Consider the following 19,178-nt stretch of genomic DNA (forward strand, 5'->3'; position numbering starts at 1 on the left):
AAATAGAATCGTATTGGAGGAAAACACATGAAACATGCTCCGCTATCGATACACAACATGACTGTCGCTTATCATAAGAAACCTGTTTTGGAACAAGTCTCCTTAACGATCCCTGAAGGTAAATTAATTGGCATTGTGGGTCCGAATGGCGCAGGAAAGTCGACCTTAATTAAAGCAGCCCTCGGTTTAATTCCGAGCCTCTCAGGTGAAGTGAAGATATATGGTAAACCTTACAAGGAACAGCGCAAGCTAGTTGGTTATGTGCCGCAAAGAGAGTCCGTTGACTGGGATTTCCCCACGAATGCGCTTGATGTCGTAACCATGGGCCGATATGGACACTTAGGCTGGTTCCGCAGACCGGGAAATAAAGAAAAACAAATCGCCATGTCTTGTCTGGAGAAAGTTGGGATGGCTGACTTCGCAGACCGACAAATCAGTCAGCTGTCCGGCGGACAGCAGCAGCGTATTTTCTTAGCGAGAGCACTAGCACAGGATGCCAGCTTATATTTCATGGATGAACCCTTCGTAGGTGTTGATGCCGCTACCGAAAAGGCGATCATCACTCTGCTCGGTGAGCTGAAGAAACAAGGGAAGACCGTACTTGTTGTTCATCATGATTTATCGACTGTCAAAGAGTATTTCGATTGGGTTATCCTGCTGAATGTAGGTCTTGTGGATATCGGGCCGACGAATGAAGTATTTACGAAGGATAAATTGCAATTAACGTATGGCGGTAAACTAGCGATTTGGGATCGAGAAGATACCGGAATGCAAATAGGATAGCGAGGTGAGCTACATGTTGGATTCATTGCTTCACTTATGGTTAGATCCGAATGCGCGATGGATATTACTCGGATGCTCATTACTGGGACTAAGCAGCGGAGTGTTAGGCAGTTTTGCTTATTTACGCAAACAATCGTTAATGGGCGATGCATTATCGCACGCGGCCCTGCCAGGTGTGTGCGTAGCCTTTATGATTACCGGCTCCAAATCGATCCTTTTCTTCTTGATCGGAGCAGCTATAGCTGGTTTACTTGCAACCCTAAGCATCGGATGGATTACGCGATATTCTAAAATCAAGAATGACTCGGCGTTAGGTATTGTATTGTCCGTTTTTTTCGGGGTAGGCATCGTATTGTTGACGCAGATTCAGCATAGTTCAAGCGGCAATCAAAGCGGATTAGATAAATTTCTATTCGGTCAAGCGGCATCCATGGTTCACTCCGATGTTATGACAATGGCCATTATTTCTTTCTTATTAGTTGGTGTGTGTACATTATTTTTTAAAGAATTTAAATTATTGAGCTTTGACCCCGGCTATGCGAGAGGTTTAGGATTCCCTGTAGCGATCCTGGATCATTTCATGATGTTCCTCATTGTTGTTGCAGTCGTTGTCGGCATTCAAGCCGTAGGCGTCGTCTTAATGGCGGCATTGTTGATTACACCAGCTGTAGCGGCAAGATATTGGACGGAAAAATTGGGCTTAATGGTCATCCTATCTGGCTTATTCGGAGCATTTAGCGGCTTTGTAGGGACTTATTTAAGTACGATGGGCAGCAACTTGCCTACAGGGCCACTCAGTGTGCTCGCGGCTACGCTGGTATTCGTCATCTCTCTCTTTTTCGCTCCTAAACGAGGGCTTCTCATTAAACTGATTAGACAATCGTCCATGAAACAAAAGATCCAGAACGGACCAGAGCACTTCGTCAAAGCAAAAGAGGTGAGTCCTGTTGAATGATCTGTGGATTATCCTCACAGCTGCACTTGTCGCAGCCGCTTGTTCCTTAGTTGGCTGCTTCCTTGTACTGCGTAAAATGGCCATGATTGGTGATGCGATCAGCCATTCCGTGCTTCCGGGCATCGTTATCGCTTTTCTAATTAGCGGTTCTAGGGGTTCCATCTTCATGCTGATCGGCGCTGCGGTAATCGGTCTCATTACGGTGTTCTTAATTCAACTTTTCCAACAAAGCGGTGTGCAGTCGGATGCTTCTATCGGAGTTGTGTTCACGGCCATGTTCTCCATTGGCGTTGTGCTCGTCAGTTTGTATACAAGACAAATCGATCTAGATTTGGATTGTGTGCTCTATGGCGAAATCGCCTATGTGCCGTGGAACACGATTGAAGTTGGGGGTATTAGCATCGGACCCAAAGCGGTTTGGGCAGTTGGCTTTGCACTTATCCTGAGCAGTCTTGTCATTGGCCTCTTTTATAAACAGTTTAAACTCTGCTCGTTCGATCCGGCTCTTGCTGCGGCAGTGGGCATTCCGGTCTTACTATTCCACTATCTGTTGATGGGCTTAGTTTCGATCACGACTGTGGCTTCTTTTGAAAGTGTTGGCGCCATTCTCGTTGTCGGTATGTTGATCGTACCTGCAGCTACCGCCTATCTGTTAACTGAAAAACTCAGTGTTATGATCATGCTGAGTATGACTGTAGGGGTTATTTCCTCCGTAATTGGCTATTATGTTGCCTACTTACTGGACGCCTCCATTGCAGGCTGTATGATTAGTGTGGCAGGCGCTATGTTCGCCCTCGCTTTCCTCTTATCACCAACCAACGGATTAATTATCCGTAAAATCCGTCAAAAACGCGGTTTATCTGGCATGACGCCAGAATCCGTATAACAACAAATAAACCACTCCCAAAGTCGTATTAGGAGTGGTTTATTCTTTTATTTCCTACTTCCGATCCGCCGGGAACACCAGCCCGATTTGCTTCCGCGCCTCATCCATGATCGCCATCGCCGCGCTGGAATTCGCATGCGAGTTCGTCGGAGACTCCAGCTCGCCCGCCTTAATCAGTCGGCTGAATTCCTCCGCCTCGTAGCGCATCGTTCTAGCACTCTGCTCCTGCGTCAAATCCTCGACAGAGCCGTCACGGTAACGGATCTGAACCTTCTCTGGCTGATTGATTTTATCAATCACCATGGTCGCTAGCTCGCCTTGAATTTCAGCAGGCAGGTAAGAGCTGGCGATTTTGGAATGCTGGATGACCGCATCCATCCCCTCGTAGCTCAGCAGCAAGCTGCCTTCGCCATCAACGCCAGACTCCAGCATCACGGCATTCGCCTTCACGTTCTTCGGTGCCCCGAACAACACAACCAGCGGATAGATGCAATAAACCCCTAAATCCATCATGGAGCCATTTGAGAAGATAGGGTTGAACGCATTCAACACAGTCCCTTGCTTGTACGCATCATATCTGGACGAGTACTGGCAGTAGCTTGCAAAATAACGTCTAACTGTACCAAGCTTATGTAAATTCTCTTGAACGACTTTAAAATTCGGCATCAGCGTTGATTTCAACGCCTCCATGAACACAACCTGATGGCTGCGCGCGGTATCAATCATTGCCGCCAGCTCAGCGCTGTTGGAAGCCGCAGGCTTTTCGCAAATGACATGCTTGCCATGCTTCATACAGTGAACAGCATACTCCGCATGCAGCGAGTTCGGACTCGCGATATACACTGCATCGAACGCATCACTTTGCGCAAACTCAGTCAAATCTGTATATCGATGCGCTACATCGAATTTCGCCGCGAATTCGGCAGCTTTTTCCTCCGTGCGGGAGTATACCGCTGTCAATGCGAACTCTCCCGTTTCGAGCGCCGCATGTATGAATTCCTCTGTGATCCAGTTTGTACCAATAACTGCAAATCGTATCATTTTCCCCATGACTCCTTTATCTTGCTTTATTCTATGACTTACCCTATCAAATTCAACCTCCGAATTCAAATTGTCTTGTCTTTTCCGCAATCACTACAATCACTGAAACTTCCCATAATGCTTGATTTTCACTTTCGCTTGACATTGAATCTCAACATGAGGGTACACCTCGCGCCAGTCCATCGCTTTCCATTCCTTATAAGCAATCGAATTCTTTACAGCATTGCCCACCCCAAGGCTATCCACATTATGCTTCTGCATATCCTTCACCATCGCTTCCATGCGACCGGTAATTTTCTGTGCAATTTTAGCTTCAAGTTTACGCCGATCCTCTTCCTTGCTGATTTTCAAATCCCCCCTATATTCCAAAATAGTACCGCTTGCTGCAATCTGAAAACTCACTTTAAACGCACCCGAGTCCTCACGTGCCACGCGAACCTTTCGTTTACTTATCACCGAATCGAACAGCACAAGCTCTTTATTTTCATTCTCTTCACTTAGCGTCATCGGCAAAGAGCCTAATTTGAAATTTTTACTCAGCATAGCAAAATAAAGTGCATCTTTCGCCGCTATCTTCATCTGATAACGATCATCGCGAAATAAGGCAATCCCATCTATCTTCACATGTTCGCCAATATCTTTAATGATAGGAGCAACAGGATCAATACCATCGTCATAATAATCTCTCGTGAACTCATATAAACTGACCTTCGGAATGCTCTGAAATTTCGATTCTGACTCCATCATTCGATCAATATACTGCGCTGTTCGCAGGTAATTGCTGTACGTTTTGACTAATAAGTCATTGGCATTGCCATCCACAACGGTCACTTTGACCCGCGGTGAAACGGAAGGATCTCTCACTAGCGTATCAATATCATCCCAAAACCCTCGCTTTGCAAGGGACAAACCGAACAAAATATTGCGCATCTGGCCGCTGACTAAAACCAACTGACTCTGCCTAGCAAGATCTACCTTAGCCCCTTTGCTGCTATCTGTAACGGTCGTCAACACTTCCCTCGGCTTTAAACCTTCACCTACAGCGAGAGGAATGCTATTCGTCACCCGAAGCATCCCGCCGGGCATTAAATCAAAACTTGTCGTATGGGTTAAACCGATCTTCTCTAAGATCCGCTGGTCACTTCCACAGCCCGTCATCGTCATCAGTAGTACACAAATCATCAGCCATTGAAACCGAATGTTACGCAAGACGTTTTCGCCACCTTTGAATGGAGAGAATGCCAATTAAGCTAAGCGGTAGAACAAAGGTATAAGCCGTATTAAAATAAGTAGCAATAAACAACCATCTACCAACCTCATCCAACACACTTGGAATGAACGAGATGAGATACGTAATCCCCATCATATATAGCGTGATTCGTTCCGTCTTCCTTTTTTTGAATATTTGCTGCAAACACAAGCTTGCTGACCAATGATACATCACAATCGTAATAAGAACCCTGAGAAGTAGAAAGCTAAAGAGGATATTCTCCGCTCGCTCGATGAAAGGAAATTTTATATAGGCAAGTAAGTCAATGAAAGGAAACATGATTAACTTCAACTGCTGCAAGCTATAGAAGCCAAAGCAAATCAGAGTCACACCCAAATAAATCAGAAAGCTAAACACATTCGCTAGCTGTACACTTGTGAAAAAGCGCGTTTTATGCTGAACATACGGGAACAACATGATACACAGCTCAAATCCCAAGAAAGAACCAAATAGATTGAAAGCCCCAAGCCAGTACTCCTTGCCCTCTTTAAACACATAGTGCGTGTATCGTGACAGTGGCAAATCATTATAAAACGTAACTTCCAAAGGCATCATCCACATCACTATAAAGAAAAACACGGTACCCGCCTTACCAATCGCGTAAATGCCTTTGTTTATCAATAAATACGCAAGCAGCGAGATAAAGAACATGAAAATCATCGGGTTGGCTGTCGGAAATGCGGTCACTTGAAATATAAGCACATACTGTTTAGCAACCAGACTGGCTGTAAATGACCACGTAACTGCCAAAATGACATATATGGGATAAACAACCCATTTGGGCAGGCAGCTTTCAAAAATGGCAAAAATACTTGCTCCTTTTCCCATCTTCCACACGATCCAAATCAGATAAATATTGAAGGCGACGATGGCCGCAATAATCACAAGCATGAGCCAACCGTTATAGCCAAAATATTCGGCGGCAATACGCGGTAAAGCAAAGATCCCCACACCAACCTGGATCATATGGATCAAAATGAAGATATGGAAACCGTTCAGCTTCTCATTCACGCCCAGATCATCCTTATTTTCTCATTTTATTCTTCTTGGCATTGGCAGTTTTCACTTGATCCGGCCGTACTGACAACATAGAGAAAGGACCACGAATGAAAACATCTTTCCAATCGCCCCATTTCGTTGGAGCAAACGGGGATAGATAGGATGTCCCTAAGCTTGTCAACCCGCATAAATGGATTACAATAAAGGCGATTCCCAACATCAGACCGAAATTCCCCCATATGCCTGCCAGCAATATTAAACCAAAGCGAATTAGTCGAATCGATGCACTCATCACATAACTTGGTATAACAAAAGACGAGATTGCTGATGAAGCCACGGCAATGATGAGAATGTTACTGGTCAGCCCCGCTTGTACAGCTGCTTGACCGATAACAATACCGCCAACGATACCGATGGTTTGTCCAATTTTGGTTGGCAAACGCGCCCCAGCTTCTCTTAATAGTTCTATCGTAATCTCCATCAACATGGCTTCAATAACCGGAGGAAAGGGCACCCTGCTGCGTGATTCTCTCAACGTTAAAATCAAAGCCTCGGGAATCATCTCATAATGATAGGTCGTCACCGACACATAAATAGCTGTAAATGTAATCGTGATCACAAAGGCGATAAACCGAAGCATCCTTGTAGCGGTCCCGATCAACCATCTCTGATAATAGTCATCTGCGGAGGAAAAGAAATCAAAGAAAGCCGTCGGAGCGATAACCACTGCTGGACTGCCGTCTACGATAGCTAGCAAGCGACCCGCGACTAATTTGGAAACAGCCGTATCCGGACGCTCTGTGATTAAAAATTGCGGAAATAACGAGTTCGGAAAATCATCGATATACTGTGAAAACATATTGCCGTCATAGACAGCATCAATCTCGATACCTCGAATCCGACGAACGAATTCGTCGACAAGCTCCATATTTACAATATCTTTGATATATAAGACGAATACGATGGTTTTGGTGACTTCACCGACTTCCAGCTTGATCACCTTTAAATGGGAGCTTTTCACCCTTCTTCGTACTAAAGAAAGGTTCGTCCCCGCTGTCTCTGTAAACGAATCATGCGGCCCTGTGATAACCGTCTCCGTTTCAGACTGCTGCACGCTCCTTGCTTCAGGACCATAGGCAAAAAATAGATATACCTTCTCCTGATGAAAAATAGCCGCTTGCCCAGACAATATCGCAATGACAATTTTTTTTGGATCATTCGTTTCTTCAAATTGAGATTGTTCCAAAATGCGACTTAGATCCTCTATCTGCACGTTGGATAAAGGGTCTATAATTTCCCGTGAAAATAGCATGAGATCAATCAAATGAGGAATATAGACAATGTCCACTTGAATACTAGGTATGTTTCGATGAAATATATCGACACAATCTTTAAATTGATCCAAAATATGAGCGAGTGATAACGATTCCTTCGTATCTGTAGGTTCATCTGTGGCAGGTATCTCAAACCGTGTTGGCTCTTTGTCCATTTTCCGCGAAAAAGAAAATAATAAACGATCCCATAAGGCCATACGACGCCCCCCCACCTAAAGCTTTCTTTTATTCTGAGCAGTTCCGCTTAAAATATTCCATTTTGCCCAAAAGTTGCTCTTCGGCTTCTACCTTGACATGAAACCAAATGGTTTCATATAATGGACAAATAACCAAATGGTTTCGCGTTATTCTGAGGCGATGGAAAGGTGATTTTGCGGGAAAACTAAGTAGATGTACTTCAAGCCGAAGGGAGATTGACTCATGCAGGAAGAACTGCTGAAAAAACTACGTTACAAAAATGGACGCGCTCTCGTCCTGCAATCGCCCGAAGGCTATGCACTGGGGATTGAGGAGATTGGGGAGCCAAGTGGCCCTTATGATTTTGTTCAGCTTTTTGTTAGCAATGCTGGTGAAGTGGAAACTTGGGTCCATAAAGCAATTACCTATTTGAACGAGGACGCCTTGTTCTGGATCACGTATCCGAAACAAAGCTCGAAGATCAAAACGGATATTAACCGAGACAGCTTATTCGAATTGGTTAGCGGTCTGACGGATTATCGAGCGGTCAGCAATGTCGCAGTGGATGACAAATGGTCGGCGTTGCGGTTTCGTCATAAGAGCAAGGTAAAAAGCAAATAAATAACTACACGATTACTGGAGGCCTATTACGATGGAAAATCAAATGCAAACACTGCCTGATATTAAACAAACACTTATTTTTAATGCGCCTATTCAAAAGGTTTGGAATGCAGTAGCGACTTCTGAAGGCATCGCCGTATGGTTCATGCCGAATAATTTCATGCCGGAGCTCGGCTATGAATTCCACTTGGAAGCTGGACCTTTCGGCAAATCACCTTGTAAGGTCACTGAGCTGGATCCCCCGAACCGGTTAACTTTTTCTTGGGGGAAAGACTGGTTCCTGACCTTTGAATTGACCGATCTCGAAGGCAAAACCGAATTCACCCTCACCCACGGCGGCTGGGATATCGACAAGGTCACAGAATTCGGTCAACCGCATGATACGGTTCGTGAAACTATGGCGCAAGGCTGGGCAGGCATCGTCCAAAGGCTTACTGCTTTCATCGAGGCTTAAGATGGCTATTCCTGCGCAGAAGCACGACGTCTTCCAGGCAATCGCCGATCCTACGCGTCGCCAAGTGCTTCAACTGCTCGGCGAGGAGGAAATGCCTGTCACCGTCATCTCCAGTCATTTTCCTATGAGCCGCACGGCCGTTTCCAAGCACCTTCGCATTCTGGCTGAGGCAGGCCTCGTGAAAGAACGCAAAGTGGGCCGCGAAACGCGGTACCGCTTGGAAGCCGAGCCGCTGATGGAGCTCAAGCGTTGGCTCTCCTTTTATGAGCGCTACTGGGAAAATAAACTTAACGTGCTTAAACGTTTCGTTGAGCAGGATGATGATACAGACGGACTCACGTATGGTGGTTTAGAGATTGTGGATCCGGAGAAATAGGCAGAAGAGTCCCTCAAGGGGCTCTTTTTTGTGTCGCGATGGCCGCAGCGGTGCACGGTGAGGGAGTGGAAAGACGTAGCGCGGCGCAAGAGAATTAACTGGAAAACCTCCAGCTAATCTCGGCGAATTCGGCTTATATTGCCAACTAGATGGAAAATCTGGAGTTAATTTAGGTGAATTCGGCAATTTGAGCTAGAATTGAAGAAATTAACTGGAGGAAATGCAGGTAGTAGTCTGATGGGGGCTATTTCTCACGAAATTAGATGGAGAAAATCCAGTTAGTTTTATCAACCTCATTAAACTTACAAAAAGTAATTAACTTACTTGACTAAACTTCTCGCCAAGCGTATTATTAGTTACATAAAGTAATTAAATATATTAAAGTAAATAAATATATACGTGATAAACAAAGGAGATGTGTAGCATGATTTCACCGATTTTTGTAGGTCACGGTTCACCGATGATGGCTCTTCAGGATACCGCTTGTACGCAATTTTTACTTGATTACGGTTCAAAGCTGTCCCCTAAAGCAATTGTCATCTTCACCGCACACTGGGAAACAGAAGTGCTCACCATTTCTTCTACGAATGATGTATACGAAACGATCTACGATTTCCGCGGCTTTCCCGATGAGCTATTTCAAATCAAATATCCAGCCAAAGGTGATGTCGCTCTTGCCCAATCCATCGCGGAGCGTTTTCAAGCCAAAGGCATCCCGGTTCAGCTCGATCGCACGCGCGGCCTAGATCACGGCTCATGGGTGCCGTTGCTGCGGATGTTCCCTACACCTGAATGCCCTGTCATCCAGGTGTCCGTGAATCCTTATCTGCCGCCTGCGGAGCAGTACCGAATCGGTGAGGCGCTGCGCGGACTAGATCAGCAAGATATCCTGATCGTCGGCAGCGGTGCCACCGTGCACAACCTGCGCGCGTTGAACTGGAATGCCACGGAACCGGATGCATGGGCGGTTGCTTTTGACGATTGGCTTGCCGCGAACATGCAAGCTCAGAACCTAGAGGCGCTGTTCAACTACGCCGCAGAAGCACCCAATGCGAAGATGGCGGTGCCGCGCCCTGAGCATTTCATCCCGCTTTTCATCACGATGGGCAGCGGCGACCCTAAGCGGCCTGTCGAGATCATTCATCGCAGCTATGAGGTTGGCAACCTGAGCTATCTGGCCGTTTCATTTTAAGTATGAAAATGGCTTGGCTGCACATGCTAACAGAACCACTTTCAACAAGATGAGGTGCTCTGGCCTTGACATGGACGACTCGCATCATTCAAATCTTATTGGCAGCAGCGTATGTCATGTTCGGGATTTTGAAGCTGTCTACCCATGACCTGCAGATGAAAATCTTCACTTCGACCTACGGGTATAGTGTAGGCTTTATGTACATCGTCGGCGCCGTCGAACTCGTCGCCGGCATCGGCCTGATCATCGGCCTGTGGCACCCGCGGATTGCGCTCTTATCCGCTGGCGTTATCGCCATGATCATGGCAAGCGCCATGTTGACCCACATCCGCTCCCATGAGGGGATGCGCACCGCGGTATTGCCGATGATCTTCCTAGCGATGGCGATATTCATCGTTGTGAGGAGTTCGCCTGGCCGGGAGCGAGAATGGATATAAGAAAAGCGTGCGAGCCAATGGCCCGTACGCTTTTTTAACATTGAAACGAACGAACCCTACTCGGGCTTCATCGCCTCATTTTCAACCCTTTGCATAAACTCACGCACGACTTTATTATTGCTTTTCTGGGTGCCGAGCTTCAACATCGCTCTTCCAACAAAATTCACGCCTTTATTATGACCCTCATAAATAAACTTCGTATGCGTATCATCAATCTTAATTAACCTGAAAGTAAGCTTGATCTCGAACGCTTTTCCCAATACAAAGCTAATTGTCTTCCGTTTCTCGTTCGCCTGATCTTCATACGCAAGTGTTTCGACGATATACGTTTCCACACGTTTCCCTTCACGATATGACTGCCGATGCTTAGCGCCCGCTTCTCTCTCACTCTTCTCAATCAGCGTATGCTCTTCAACTTTCGGCATTACTCTCTTAATCTGGTTGTCCGAAAATAAGGCCCAAACCTTCTCAAGTCCTGTATTAATTACGATATCTTCTTTCCATTCCAACATACTTGTTCCTCCTTTCCCGATGATGCTAGAAACTCATCTTTCCCTCCCACCAAAATAATAAACCGTTGGGTGCACCACAGGGTCAATAGCGGTTACTGTTCATCTAAAAGAAAATTCTTCAAAATGGATCGCCTTTACTGGTACCTGCTTTTTGTGGAATTCAAGGGCCGACTCAACCCAACCTCTCTAGCTAGCTCGCTGGAATATTTACGTTCCGCTTGCAAAGAGGCTTTGATTCGCAATCGATGCGGGTTGGCTAAAGGTAGGTTCTCTAAAAATTCAAAAAGTCACCATTTAGGTGACTTTTTGAATCCAAACAGCTTAATCTATTCAAATGAGCCAACAATTCGCGCAGGTAATCTCTACGCCCATGCAAAATGAGGTGGATTATTACAGTATCGTCACTTTCCTTATTCTTTTGCGGGATTAATCTTCCTCTGTATCCTCAGCTATCAATAGTTTCGATTGCAGTTTAATACGAGCTTCCATTCGTCGATATGTCTCATGACTCATAACAACTAAATCGGCTTCCCCGTTAAGTGTTATTAAGACTGGCTCATCAAGTTCATGACAGTATTTTGAAAACCCATTGTAATCCTGATTAATTGAAGTGGAAGGCTTAATATTCATTCCATACAATCTCCTTCAATACATCATTATTCTATCAATATTTAAATATCATTATTCACAAAAAAAGAGACCCACAGCAACGGGCCGCAGGTCTAAAGGTATATATATTTAAAAGGGGGTCGAATTTCATTATAGGTTCCGAACCTTAAAGGGAGATGAAATTCAGATGTCATTTCCGTGACAAATGATTCCTCCAATATTACAGCTTGCACTTATTCTTTTCGCCTGCCTACTTCGCCTTGATCGGGATATAAATATCCATCTCCAGAAGCTCATGCAAGTTAGCATGGCAGCGCTCATCATAGTACTCAAACTCGGCGCCTCCCGCATGCTCATAACCTGAATGAGGGAACCATTCCGTGAAAATCGTATGCCACGTAGTCTGAATTGAAGCAACAAACTGATCCTGTGGCACCTTCGGTGTTGTAAATACAGCATAATTCGCTTCTGGAAACTCACGGCACACCAGATTCGCCGGCACATTCTCGAAGCTCGTTGCCTCCATCCCAATGATGTAGGTCAACTCCCCGCTCTCCAGATCAAAATCTGCACAGATCCCAAGCTCAACTGGCAGACCTGTGTGAACGCGGTTCGGGATGTGTTGTCCCAGCCCTTCCTGCATATACTTCTGCCAAAAAGCCGGGATATCGCGGTGATTTTGCCCCTCTTTGCACGAGGTCTTCAGTTCATATCCAATGAGCTTAAAAGCCGGCTTTGTTTTTAACGCGTAGTTCATACGTATTCCTCCTAAATAGGGATTAAACTTCCGATCCAGCACATTCACTTTGGAATAGTTAGGTGGCCTGATACCTTGCTTGCGGTAGGCAAGCGGCGTCAGTTCAAACACCTTTTTAAATGCCCGTGTGAAATTCTCTGGGGATCCAAAGCCATTATCGAAGGCAATATCGATCAATTTCTGCTCCGTATGTGCGATTTGATAAGCCGCTCTCGCTAACCTTCTTTTGCGAACATACTCCATCACAGCATCCCCCACCATGGTTTGAAAGACACGATGGAAATGAAAGGCAGAGAAGCAAGCTACCTCGGCTAAACACTCTACGGACAGCGGTCCCGAAAGATGTTCCTCAATATGATCCAGCGTCATCTGAATCCGCGACTCATAATTGGTGTCCATCCTTTGCCCCCTTCAGCTTGGTAACCTCAGTTTACGCCATTTAGAACTACGCTTCTTGATATTTCTTGCTCCTATTTCCAACTTCCTTTGGAAGCAACGGAGTAAGTCTTGTACTGATTCTTCCCCTTAATCTCCAGAAGATTCAGCTGCAAACCGTAAGCACATCCGCCATCGATCCCAATTTTATCCGTATCAAACCACACTTCCGCTTTGCTATGAATCTCCTTCGTCGTCGTATGCCCGAAAACAACAGGCTTCTTAACAACCGTTTTCTGCTGTACGAATGGCGCGCGAATCCAGAGAAAATCCCGCTCCGGCTGTGTTTTCCAGTCTGCATAAGCAGGATTGAGCCCAGCATGTACAAAAATATGCGTGTCCGTCTCGTGATACAGCGGCAACCCCCGTAAAAAGGCTATATGCTCGCCGCATGTAATCCGAATGCGTTCTTTGGCTGTTTTCAAATCAAAATCCCTAACGCCGCAGAAGCTTTGAAAAGTCTGAATGCCGCCATGCTCAAAAAACTTCATTTCCGTCAAGGCGTCCGTCTCGCCCAGCACTTCTAAAAACCGTTGATCATGGTTCCCTTTAAGCGCAATCGCACCTTTGTCACGCACCAAACGCATCACCAGTTCCACGGTCTCCCGACTCGCTGGCCCTCGGTCCACATAATCCCCTAGCAAAATCAACTGATCCTCTTCCGCATTGAACTTTGCTTTATCTAGTAATTCCTTAAATTCATGCACACAGCCGTGTATATCGCTTACCGCTAATACTCGTTTCATAGACAGTTCCCCCTGATGTTCTCTTGTCTAGCTCCCAATACCCATGTATGTAGCTTATTTTAGCATATATCGTCACTTTCGAGCTTCCTTAATTATGGGAATGAACGTGGAGGCAGCAAAAAGGACGCCCTTAGCGGGCGCCCTTCAAACATGAATTAATTGATAAACTGAACATATTGCAAGAATCTTTTCAGCATGACCGCGGCTTCCGCTCGGGTTGCTGATGCTGCCGGAACAAACGTCGTATCGGTAACACCATTCACAATCCCAGTGCTTACCGCTCCTGCAACAGCTTCTCTAGACCATACGCTCAATCCCTTGCTGTCCGTAAATTTCTCTAATTGCTTGAGATCAACTACAGCTGATTTGCCAGCAAATTTTATCGCCCGCGTTATCATTACCGCCATCTGCTCTCTCGTAATGCGCTCATTTGGTCGGAAAGAGCCATCTTCAAAGCCCTCAATCAAACCAGCTTTAGCCGATGCGCCTGCTGCCCCCGCAAACCAACTGTTTGCAGGTACATCCGTGAAACGCGTTGATGCCTCTTCGTTTAAGCCAAGCGCTCTGACTAGAAGTGTTGCGAATTCGGCGCGAGTGATGTTGGAATTCGGTGCGAACTGAGTGTCACTTACTCCTTGAATGACCAATTTGGAAGCAAGTAATTCCACATCCGCTTTTGCCCAATGCCCTTTCACGTCATCGAACGTTTTGGAAGATTGAACAACAGCATAGATACTATTACCTTGACGTTTAATCGTGACTTCTGTTTTGCCATTCACGATTGTAAAAATCGCAGGAACGAAAGTCATCTCCCCCGTTTCCGGGTCGTACAACACCGCTGTTAGCTGATTGGAATCTGTAGTTTGAACAAGCGTAATCGATCTTGGCACGTATGTATTTCCAAAATCGTTCACTGTTGTCGTCTGACCATTGCCTTCTGCGGTAATGGTAAAATCAACTGCACCGGAAAGAAGGGATAACCCTGCTTGTTTGGCTTTAGCGTTTATCAGATCCGCTGCCCCGCCAGTTACTTTTTCAATCGAGATATTGATTTTCACCTTGCTTACGTCGGTACCAAGCGTTTCAGCTATCTCTGCAAGATCCAACGACTTGGCAGGTAGACTGTACGTTACTTCATTGCTTTTTATGGATAATACCGTATCTGGCGCGTTTTCCAGACCTGCCGACAACGCGTCAGCCTCAATCTGAACCTTAGCTGCTCCTTCACTGCTTTTTACTTCGATCATAATTTTTTGATCTTTGGATTCTTTTGTTTGAAGTACATCAAAAGCTTTGCTGAGCGTACTTCTATCCACCGTAACTACCGCCACGGTTTTCCCGTTGATCGTTTGCATCACCGGTGGGATTGACACTTGCACACCATCATCGGTGCTGGTTGGAGCTGCAGGGGCCGTGGAGTATCCAGGTGTGTTATCACTAGCTTTGCCAGGCACTACACCTACTGCATTCGAATATTGACCCTCTCCTACAGCGTTCGCTGCGTTTACCTTGTAATAATAAGTGGTGCCGTTCGTTAATTCGCCATTGGTATACGTTACGTTCGTAACGTCTGTTGCAATTTTTTCATAGGAGCCATCGGCAGCCATCCCACGATACACGTTATAATACGCAGCACCCGTGACGGTATTCCAACTTAGAATCGCTCTTGTGTCACCTGCTCTAGCAATCAAGCTTGTCGGTGCAGAAAGCGGTGAGATATATTGCAGGAAAGTCCCCAAGATGATGCTGCCGTCATCTTCTCTCGTGTACGAATCAACAGGTACTAAACTTGTAAAGTTGGCATCTGTCAGTTGAACACCCGATTTGTTAACGGATTTAGAACCGTCAAACATGAAATTATTGTCAGCTTTTAATTCCGCTGGATAACTATCTTTGACTGATACCGTTTTTTGATAGGATACAAAACCATTAATCGTGAAATCCGTAGGTATGCCTGCATACGTTGTAAAGCTTAAGTTGCCTTTGGCATTGTTAAAGCCAATATTATTTTCAGCTCTGACACCTGGGTTACTATTGCTTGTAAAACCATTGGCACCATTGCCAAAAGCGATGCTATTTCGAATGAGATGAGGTACGTGAATGCCTTCTCCACCAAGCTTGAAACCATTCTTGTCGCCTTCACCTCTACTGCCATTCGTTAGAGTACCGTTATTATAAGCGATGCTATCCTCAATCGTAACAGCGCCTATCGCACCTGAACCCACTTTGGTATAAAGATCCCAACCGTCATCGATGTTATTGTGAGCAATATCACCTCTGAAAACATTGCCTACGCCCGCTGTCAGTTTTGCCGCAAAGCCATCGGCATTGTTATTTGATGGATCTATATTATCGAAGGATTCATTGTTCAAAATCAGATTGTACGACGGCCATGTCGATTTATCCGTGGATCCATCTGTGCTGCTGATCTGTAGTCCCGTGTCACCATTCGAATAGAATCGGCTGTTCTCAACGAGGTTATAATTCCCGCCAACCGTAAAGCCTTTCGTATTGCCAGCCGAGCGTTTAAAATCAATCCCTTTCACGTGCCAGTAATCCCCGCTTAATACAACACCCTCGGATTTTCTAGCAAAGTCAATGACAGGTTTTGCGCCTAGAGCAGCAATAAGCGATTTCTTGGCACTGGCTGTACCATCGTTGCCCTTCTTAATGTCTAGTTTGGACTTGCGAACATATCTGCCATCTTGCACAATGATCTTCTGACCCGCACTGACATAAGCGATAGCTGTGTCAAGGTCTAACGGGCTGGAGATGGTACCTGTTCCTGCACTTGTACCCGTTGGAGAGACATAAATATCTCCGCCCTGAGCAAATGTTTTCATCGTGACAGAGAAGGTTTTCACCAGTCTGCCATATGAGGTTAGAAGCTGTGTATCATCAGGTAAAAAAGTAGCGCTAAAATTCGTAGTTGCGTCCACCGCAACTGAAGTTTTCAACGTAATCGTTTTGCCAGCTTCAACAGTTCTATCCAGCGCAATCACGTCTTCACCTTTTTTAATCGTAACCGTACCGTTCACATTAGGCTTAATCGTTAAATCATAGTCTGTCTTTGAAGTTTTATCCAAGGATAAGATTTGTAGATCAGGTGTAACGGATGTTTTGGGTCCTTCCACCTTAGGTGCATCCGCTTCTGCTGCTGTTACTTTCAATTGGATGTTGCTTACATCAATCGTCGCAAGTCGAGCTGCATAAAACCCAACGTACATCTTGGAATCTTGGACGTTCATGATGTCAGGAACAAAGAACTGCTCTTCTGTACCTGTATTCAATTTCCCTGTAAAACCACTATTTGTTTTTGCGAGCGTAAGTTTGTATGCAACAGCAGGGCTAGTAGTAGCTGTCGCTGGTCTTTCATTTTTCAGCATAGTACTTTGAATCCCTTTACTGCCTGTGCCATCCTTAGCTTCCACACCGGTTCTAACAAACAATTGAGTTCCAATCGGCTTGGTTGTTCCTCCGCTGTACCCACCAATCGCTGCAATATTAGAAGCGAATACACTGGAATCACCAGGTGTTCCAATTGCATCTCTAGCCATAATTCCAAAGGATTCTTGGCCATCATAAGGGTTTTTAGCAAAAAGGGTAACTTTCACATCTGCTGATAATTCAAAGTTATCTTGAACGGCATCAAGTTCCGTATAGTAGAAGGAGATCCCATCATGATCACCGGTAACTTTACCGCCACCCTCTAAGGCTACAAGGTTTACAGTTCCATTTGCGTTAGGCGTTATGGTATTGCTGGCAGCCGTTGTAGATTGTCCGAATCTTATAGAGTTCCATTGCGCTTGCACAGGCGCTCTTACGACCACTTTATATGTAATTGGCGTAATACTTGTATCTGTAGGAACAACTCGAATCTCATACGTTCCTGCGCTATTTTTATTATAAGCGGAAGCATCGATGGAGAAGCCCGTTAGAGTCTCTGTAACCAAATTATCATATACTTTGGATACGCTTAATCCAGTCGTGACTAGATCTTCACCGATTAGATAAGTCGTTTTAGGATATTGGATGACTTTGATCCCTGTTAGTGCTTTTTGTTTAACCGTAACATTGGAGGAAGCTTGTTGTCCTCTATAAGAGATTACAACCTGCTTTGCCCCTGCAGTACTCGTATCAAGTACAGAAGCATATTCGCTAGACATTAATCTCATTTTCGAATTATCACTGTATTTCGCATAGACAACCATTCCGTTAGGTTTGAAAGCATCACCGAGATAATAAAGCGTTTTTTGCGGTGGTTGTGCGATTTCTAAACCAGTGAGCAAAGCATCTTTCACCGTCACGTTAAACGTTGTCGTTTGTGCAGGAGTCTCCGTCGATCTGATCGTAACGGTTTTCAATCCTGGGGTGTCGAACGTGTACGTAGCTCCAGTAACTGTAGCATTCGAAATCGAGACAGTGTATTTATCGCTAGTAAGATCCGATCTGCTGCCTGAATCATATCCTGCTGTAACGACTAGACCTTCTGGATCAAATTGATCACTTGTGTAATACACCGTTTTGGCAGGAACTAATGTCGTATTCAATGTGGTAACGGTCAAAGGAGAAATCGTGAGGTCAATCGTTTTGACGGCACCGTTATAGTTGACTGTAATCGTATTGGTTCCAACCTTACTGCTGTCAAACCCTGTAATGATATAATCATTAGGTGATAATACCTCATAAACAGAACCAGTTACTGATTGTACGATCAATCCAGTTGCATCAAAACTTTGATCCTTCAAATACGTGGTTTTCATTGCCGTTTTATCTAGTGTAATACTCGTAGGTACATGAGCATCTACGCTAATGTCAAAATTACTAAACGTGACTTCCGCATCTCTCGCTACATAAAAACCTGCATAAGCCTTATTGGCATATACGGAATGGGAAAATAAATCAAGGAATACGGTCTGACTTTGCCCATTCATCGTTAGTTGATAGGCATTTCCTGTTTTTTTAATCGAAATATCATATTCTTCACCTTCAATGGGGTCATTCACATTACTAAACACATTCGATTTCGCTTGCGTACCCTGCCCCGATGTAAATGAAGTAGCTCCCGTTTTATAAACGACTTGGGTAACGGTAGAAGCAGGGGTACCCGTAGCTGGGACTGCAGCAACACCTACCCCACCAACCGCCACATAATTGGATGTGGTAGCTGTTGTTCCTGAACCGATGTTTCCTCTGACCATCAACCCAAAAGAAGCTTGGTTAGGGGTATTTGCCGGATTAGTAAAACTAGTTACTTTTGCTTTCGCACGCATTTCAAAGTTAGCATCAGCAGGTAAGCTTAACTGTTTGTAGTAAAAAGATAGCCCCTCATCTGAACTCGCAATTTTCCCTCCGTTAACAGCTTTCAGAGTAATTGACCCATCGGCATTGGTGATAGAGGTATTTTTTGAAGAACTCGTATTCCCTCCAAACACGCTATATTGCCAATCCCCAAGAGCTGCAGCAGATCCACTAAATGGAATCATTGAAAATAGTAAAATAAGCGACAAAACGGTAGCAAACAATCGTTTTTGTTGTTTCAAGTGACGTCCCTCCTTATTATCAAAAGAATCAAATCAAACTGAATGCGCTTA

Annotated in this window: 17 protein-coding genes; 8 read left to right on the forward strand and 9 right to left on the reverse strand. The window is 45.1% G+C overall.

Annotated features, from left to right (window positions below; translation table 11 throughout):
• Nucleotides 1-27: 27 nt before the first annotated feature.
• Genes AC58UX_RS13720 through AC58UX_RS13730 form a run of 3 tightly spaced genes read left to right on the forward strand, consistent with a single transcriptional unit; the run spans nt 28 to nt 2,624 of the window.
• Entirely contained in the window at nt 28-783 is a 756-nt protein-coding gene (locus AC58UX_RS13720) for a metal ABC transporter ATP-binding protein (RefSeq protein ID WP_497253447.1), read from the forward strand.
• 13 nt (nt 784-796) lie between these two features.
• On the forward strand, nt 797-1,738 hold the full coding sequence (locus AC58UX_RS13725) for a metal ABC transporter permease (protein ID WP_497253449.1): 942 nt from the start codon (nt 797-799) through the stop codon (nt 1,736-1,738).
• Nucleotides 1,731-2,624, forward strand: coding sequence for a metal ABC transporter permease (locus AC58UX_RS13730; RefSeq protein WP_497253451.1), 894 nt, complete (start codon nt 1,731-1,733; stop codon nt 2,622-2,624). Before AC58UX_RS13725 ends, AC58UX_RS13730 begins: the two co-directional genes overlap by 8 nt.
• A gap of 54 nt (nt 2,625-2,678) precedes the next feature.
• Here the strand turns inward: AC58UX_RS13730 and AC58UX_RS13735 are convergent, their stop codons facing one another.
• The 4 genes from AC58UX_RS13735 to AC58UX_RS13750 form a co-directional block, all read right to left on the reverse strand.
• The gene (locus AC58UX_RS13735) at nt 2,679-3,665 is read right to left on the reverse strand and encodes a Gfo/Idh/MocA family protein (protein WP_497253453.1); all 987 of its coding nucleotides are present in this window, start codon (nt 3,663-3,665) and stop codon (nt 2,679-2,681) included.
• Nucleotides 3,666-3,764: 99 nt separating this feature from the next.
• Nucleotides 3,765-4,874, reverse strand: coding sequence for a Ger(x)C family spore germination protein (locus AC58UX_RS13740; protein WP_497253455.1), 1,110 nt, complete (start codon nt 4,872-4,874; stop codon nt 3,765-3,767).
• Complete coding sequence (locus tag AC58UX_RS13745; RefSeq protein WP_497253457.1) at nt 4,867-5,946, reverse strand: GerAB/ArcD/ProY family transporter; 1,080 nt, start codon at nt 5,944-5,946, stop codon at nt 4,867-4,869. The genes AC58UX_RS13740 and AC58UX_RS13745 overlap by 8 nt, the downstream gene beginning before the upstream one ends.
• 13 nt (nt 5,947-5,959) lie before the next feature.
• Nucleotides 5,960-7,465, reverse strand: a complete 1,506-nt coding sequence (locus AC58UX_RS13750) for a spore germination protein (protein WP_497253459.1) — start codon at nt 7,463-7,465, stop codon at nt 5,960-5,962.
• A gap of 223 nt (nt 7,466-7,688) precedes the next feature.
• On the opposite strand from AC58UX_RS13750, the gene AC58UX_RS13755 reads away from it, so the two are divergent.
• The 5 genes from AC58UX_RS13755 (at nt 7,689) to AC58UX_RS13775 (ending at nt 10,525) form a co-directional block, all read left to right on the forward strand.
• Nucleotides 7,689-8,066 (forward strand): hypothetical protein, encoded by a 378-nt coding sequence (locus AC58UX_RS13755; RefSeq protein ID WP_497253461.1) that lies wholly within the window; start codon nt 7,689-7,691, stop codon nt 8,064-8,066.
• Nucleotides 8,067-8,097: 31 nt separating this feature from the next.
• Entirely contained in the window at nt 8,098-8,520 is a 423-nt protein-coding gene (locus AC58UX_RS13760) for an SRPBCC family protein (protein ID WP_497253463.1), read from the forward strand.
• 1 nt (nt 8,521) lies between these two features.
• A complete protein-coding gene (locus AC58UX_RS13765) occupies nt 8,522-8,896 on the forward strand; it encodes an ArsR/SmtB family transcription factor (protein ID WP_497253674.1) in 375 nt (124 codons plus the stop codon).
• Nucleotides 8,897-9,320: 424 nt separating this feature from the next.
• On the forward strand, nt 9,321-10,088 hold the full coding sequence (locus AC58UX_RS13770) for a DODA-type extradiol aromatic ring-opening family dioxygenase (RefSeq protein ID WP_497253465.1): 768 nt from the start codon (nt 9,321-9,323) through the stop codon (nt 10,086-10,088).
• A gap of 65 nt (nt 10,089-10,153) precedes the next feature.
• On the forward strand, nt 10,154-10,525 hold the full coding sequence (locus AC58UX_RS13775; RefSeq protein WP_497253467.1) for a DoxX family protein: 372 nt from the start codon (nt 10,154-10,156) through the stop codon (nt 10,523-10,525).
• Nucleotides 10,526-10,581: 56 nt separating this feature from the next.
• Here AC58UX_RS13775 and AC58UX_RS13780 read toward each other — a convergent pair whose 3' ends face one another.
• The 5 genes from AC58UX_RS13780 to AC58UX_RS13800 form a co-directional block, all read right to left on the reverse strand.
• Complete coding sequence (locus tag AC58UX_RS13780; protein WP_497253469.1) at nt 10,582-11,037, reverse strand: SRPBCC family protein; 456 nt, start codon at nt 11,035-11,037, stop codon at nt 10,582-10,584.
• A gap of 426 nt (nt 11,038-11,463) precedes the next feature.
• Nucleotides 11,464-11,667 (reverse strand): type II toxin-antitoxin system Phd/YefM family antitoxin, encoded by a 204-nt coding sequence (locus tag AC58UX_RS13785; protein ID WP_497253471.1) that lies wholly within the window; start codon nt 11,665-11,667, stop codon nt 11,464-11,466.
• 229 nt (nt 11,668-11,896) lie between these two features.
• Entirely contained in the window at nt 11,897-12,802 is a 906-nt protein-coding gene (locus AC58UX_RS13790; protein ID WP_497253473.1) for a GyrI-like domain-containing protein, read from the reverse strand.
• A gap of 71 nt (nt 12,803-12,873) precedes the next feature.
• Nucleotides 12,874-13,584 (reverse strand): metallophosphoesterase family protein, encoded by a 711-nt coding sequence (locus AC58UX_RS13795; RefSeq protein WP_497253475.1) that lies wholly within the window; start codon nt 13,582-13,584, stop codon nt 12,874-12,876.
• A 155-nt stretch (nt 13,585-13,739) separates the two neighbouring features.
• The gene (locus AC58UX_RS13800; RefSeq protein WP_497253477.1) at nt 13,740-19,127 is read right to left on the reverse strand and encodes a right-handed parallel beta-helix repeat-containing protein; all 5,388 of its coding nucleotides are present in this window, start codon (nt 19,125-19,127) and stop codon (nt 13,740-13,742) included.
• Between the last annotated feature and the right edge of the window lie 51 nt (nt 19,128-19,178).

Source organism: Paenibacillus sp. J22P90 (assembly GCF_059692195.1).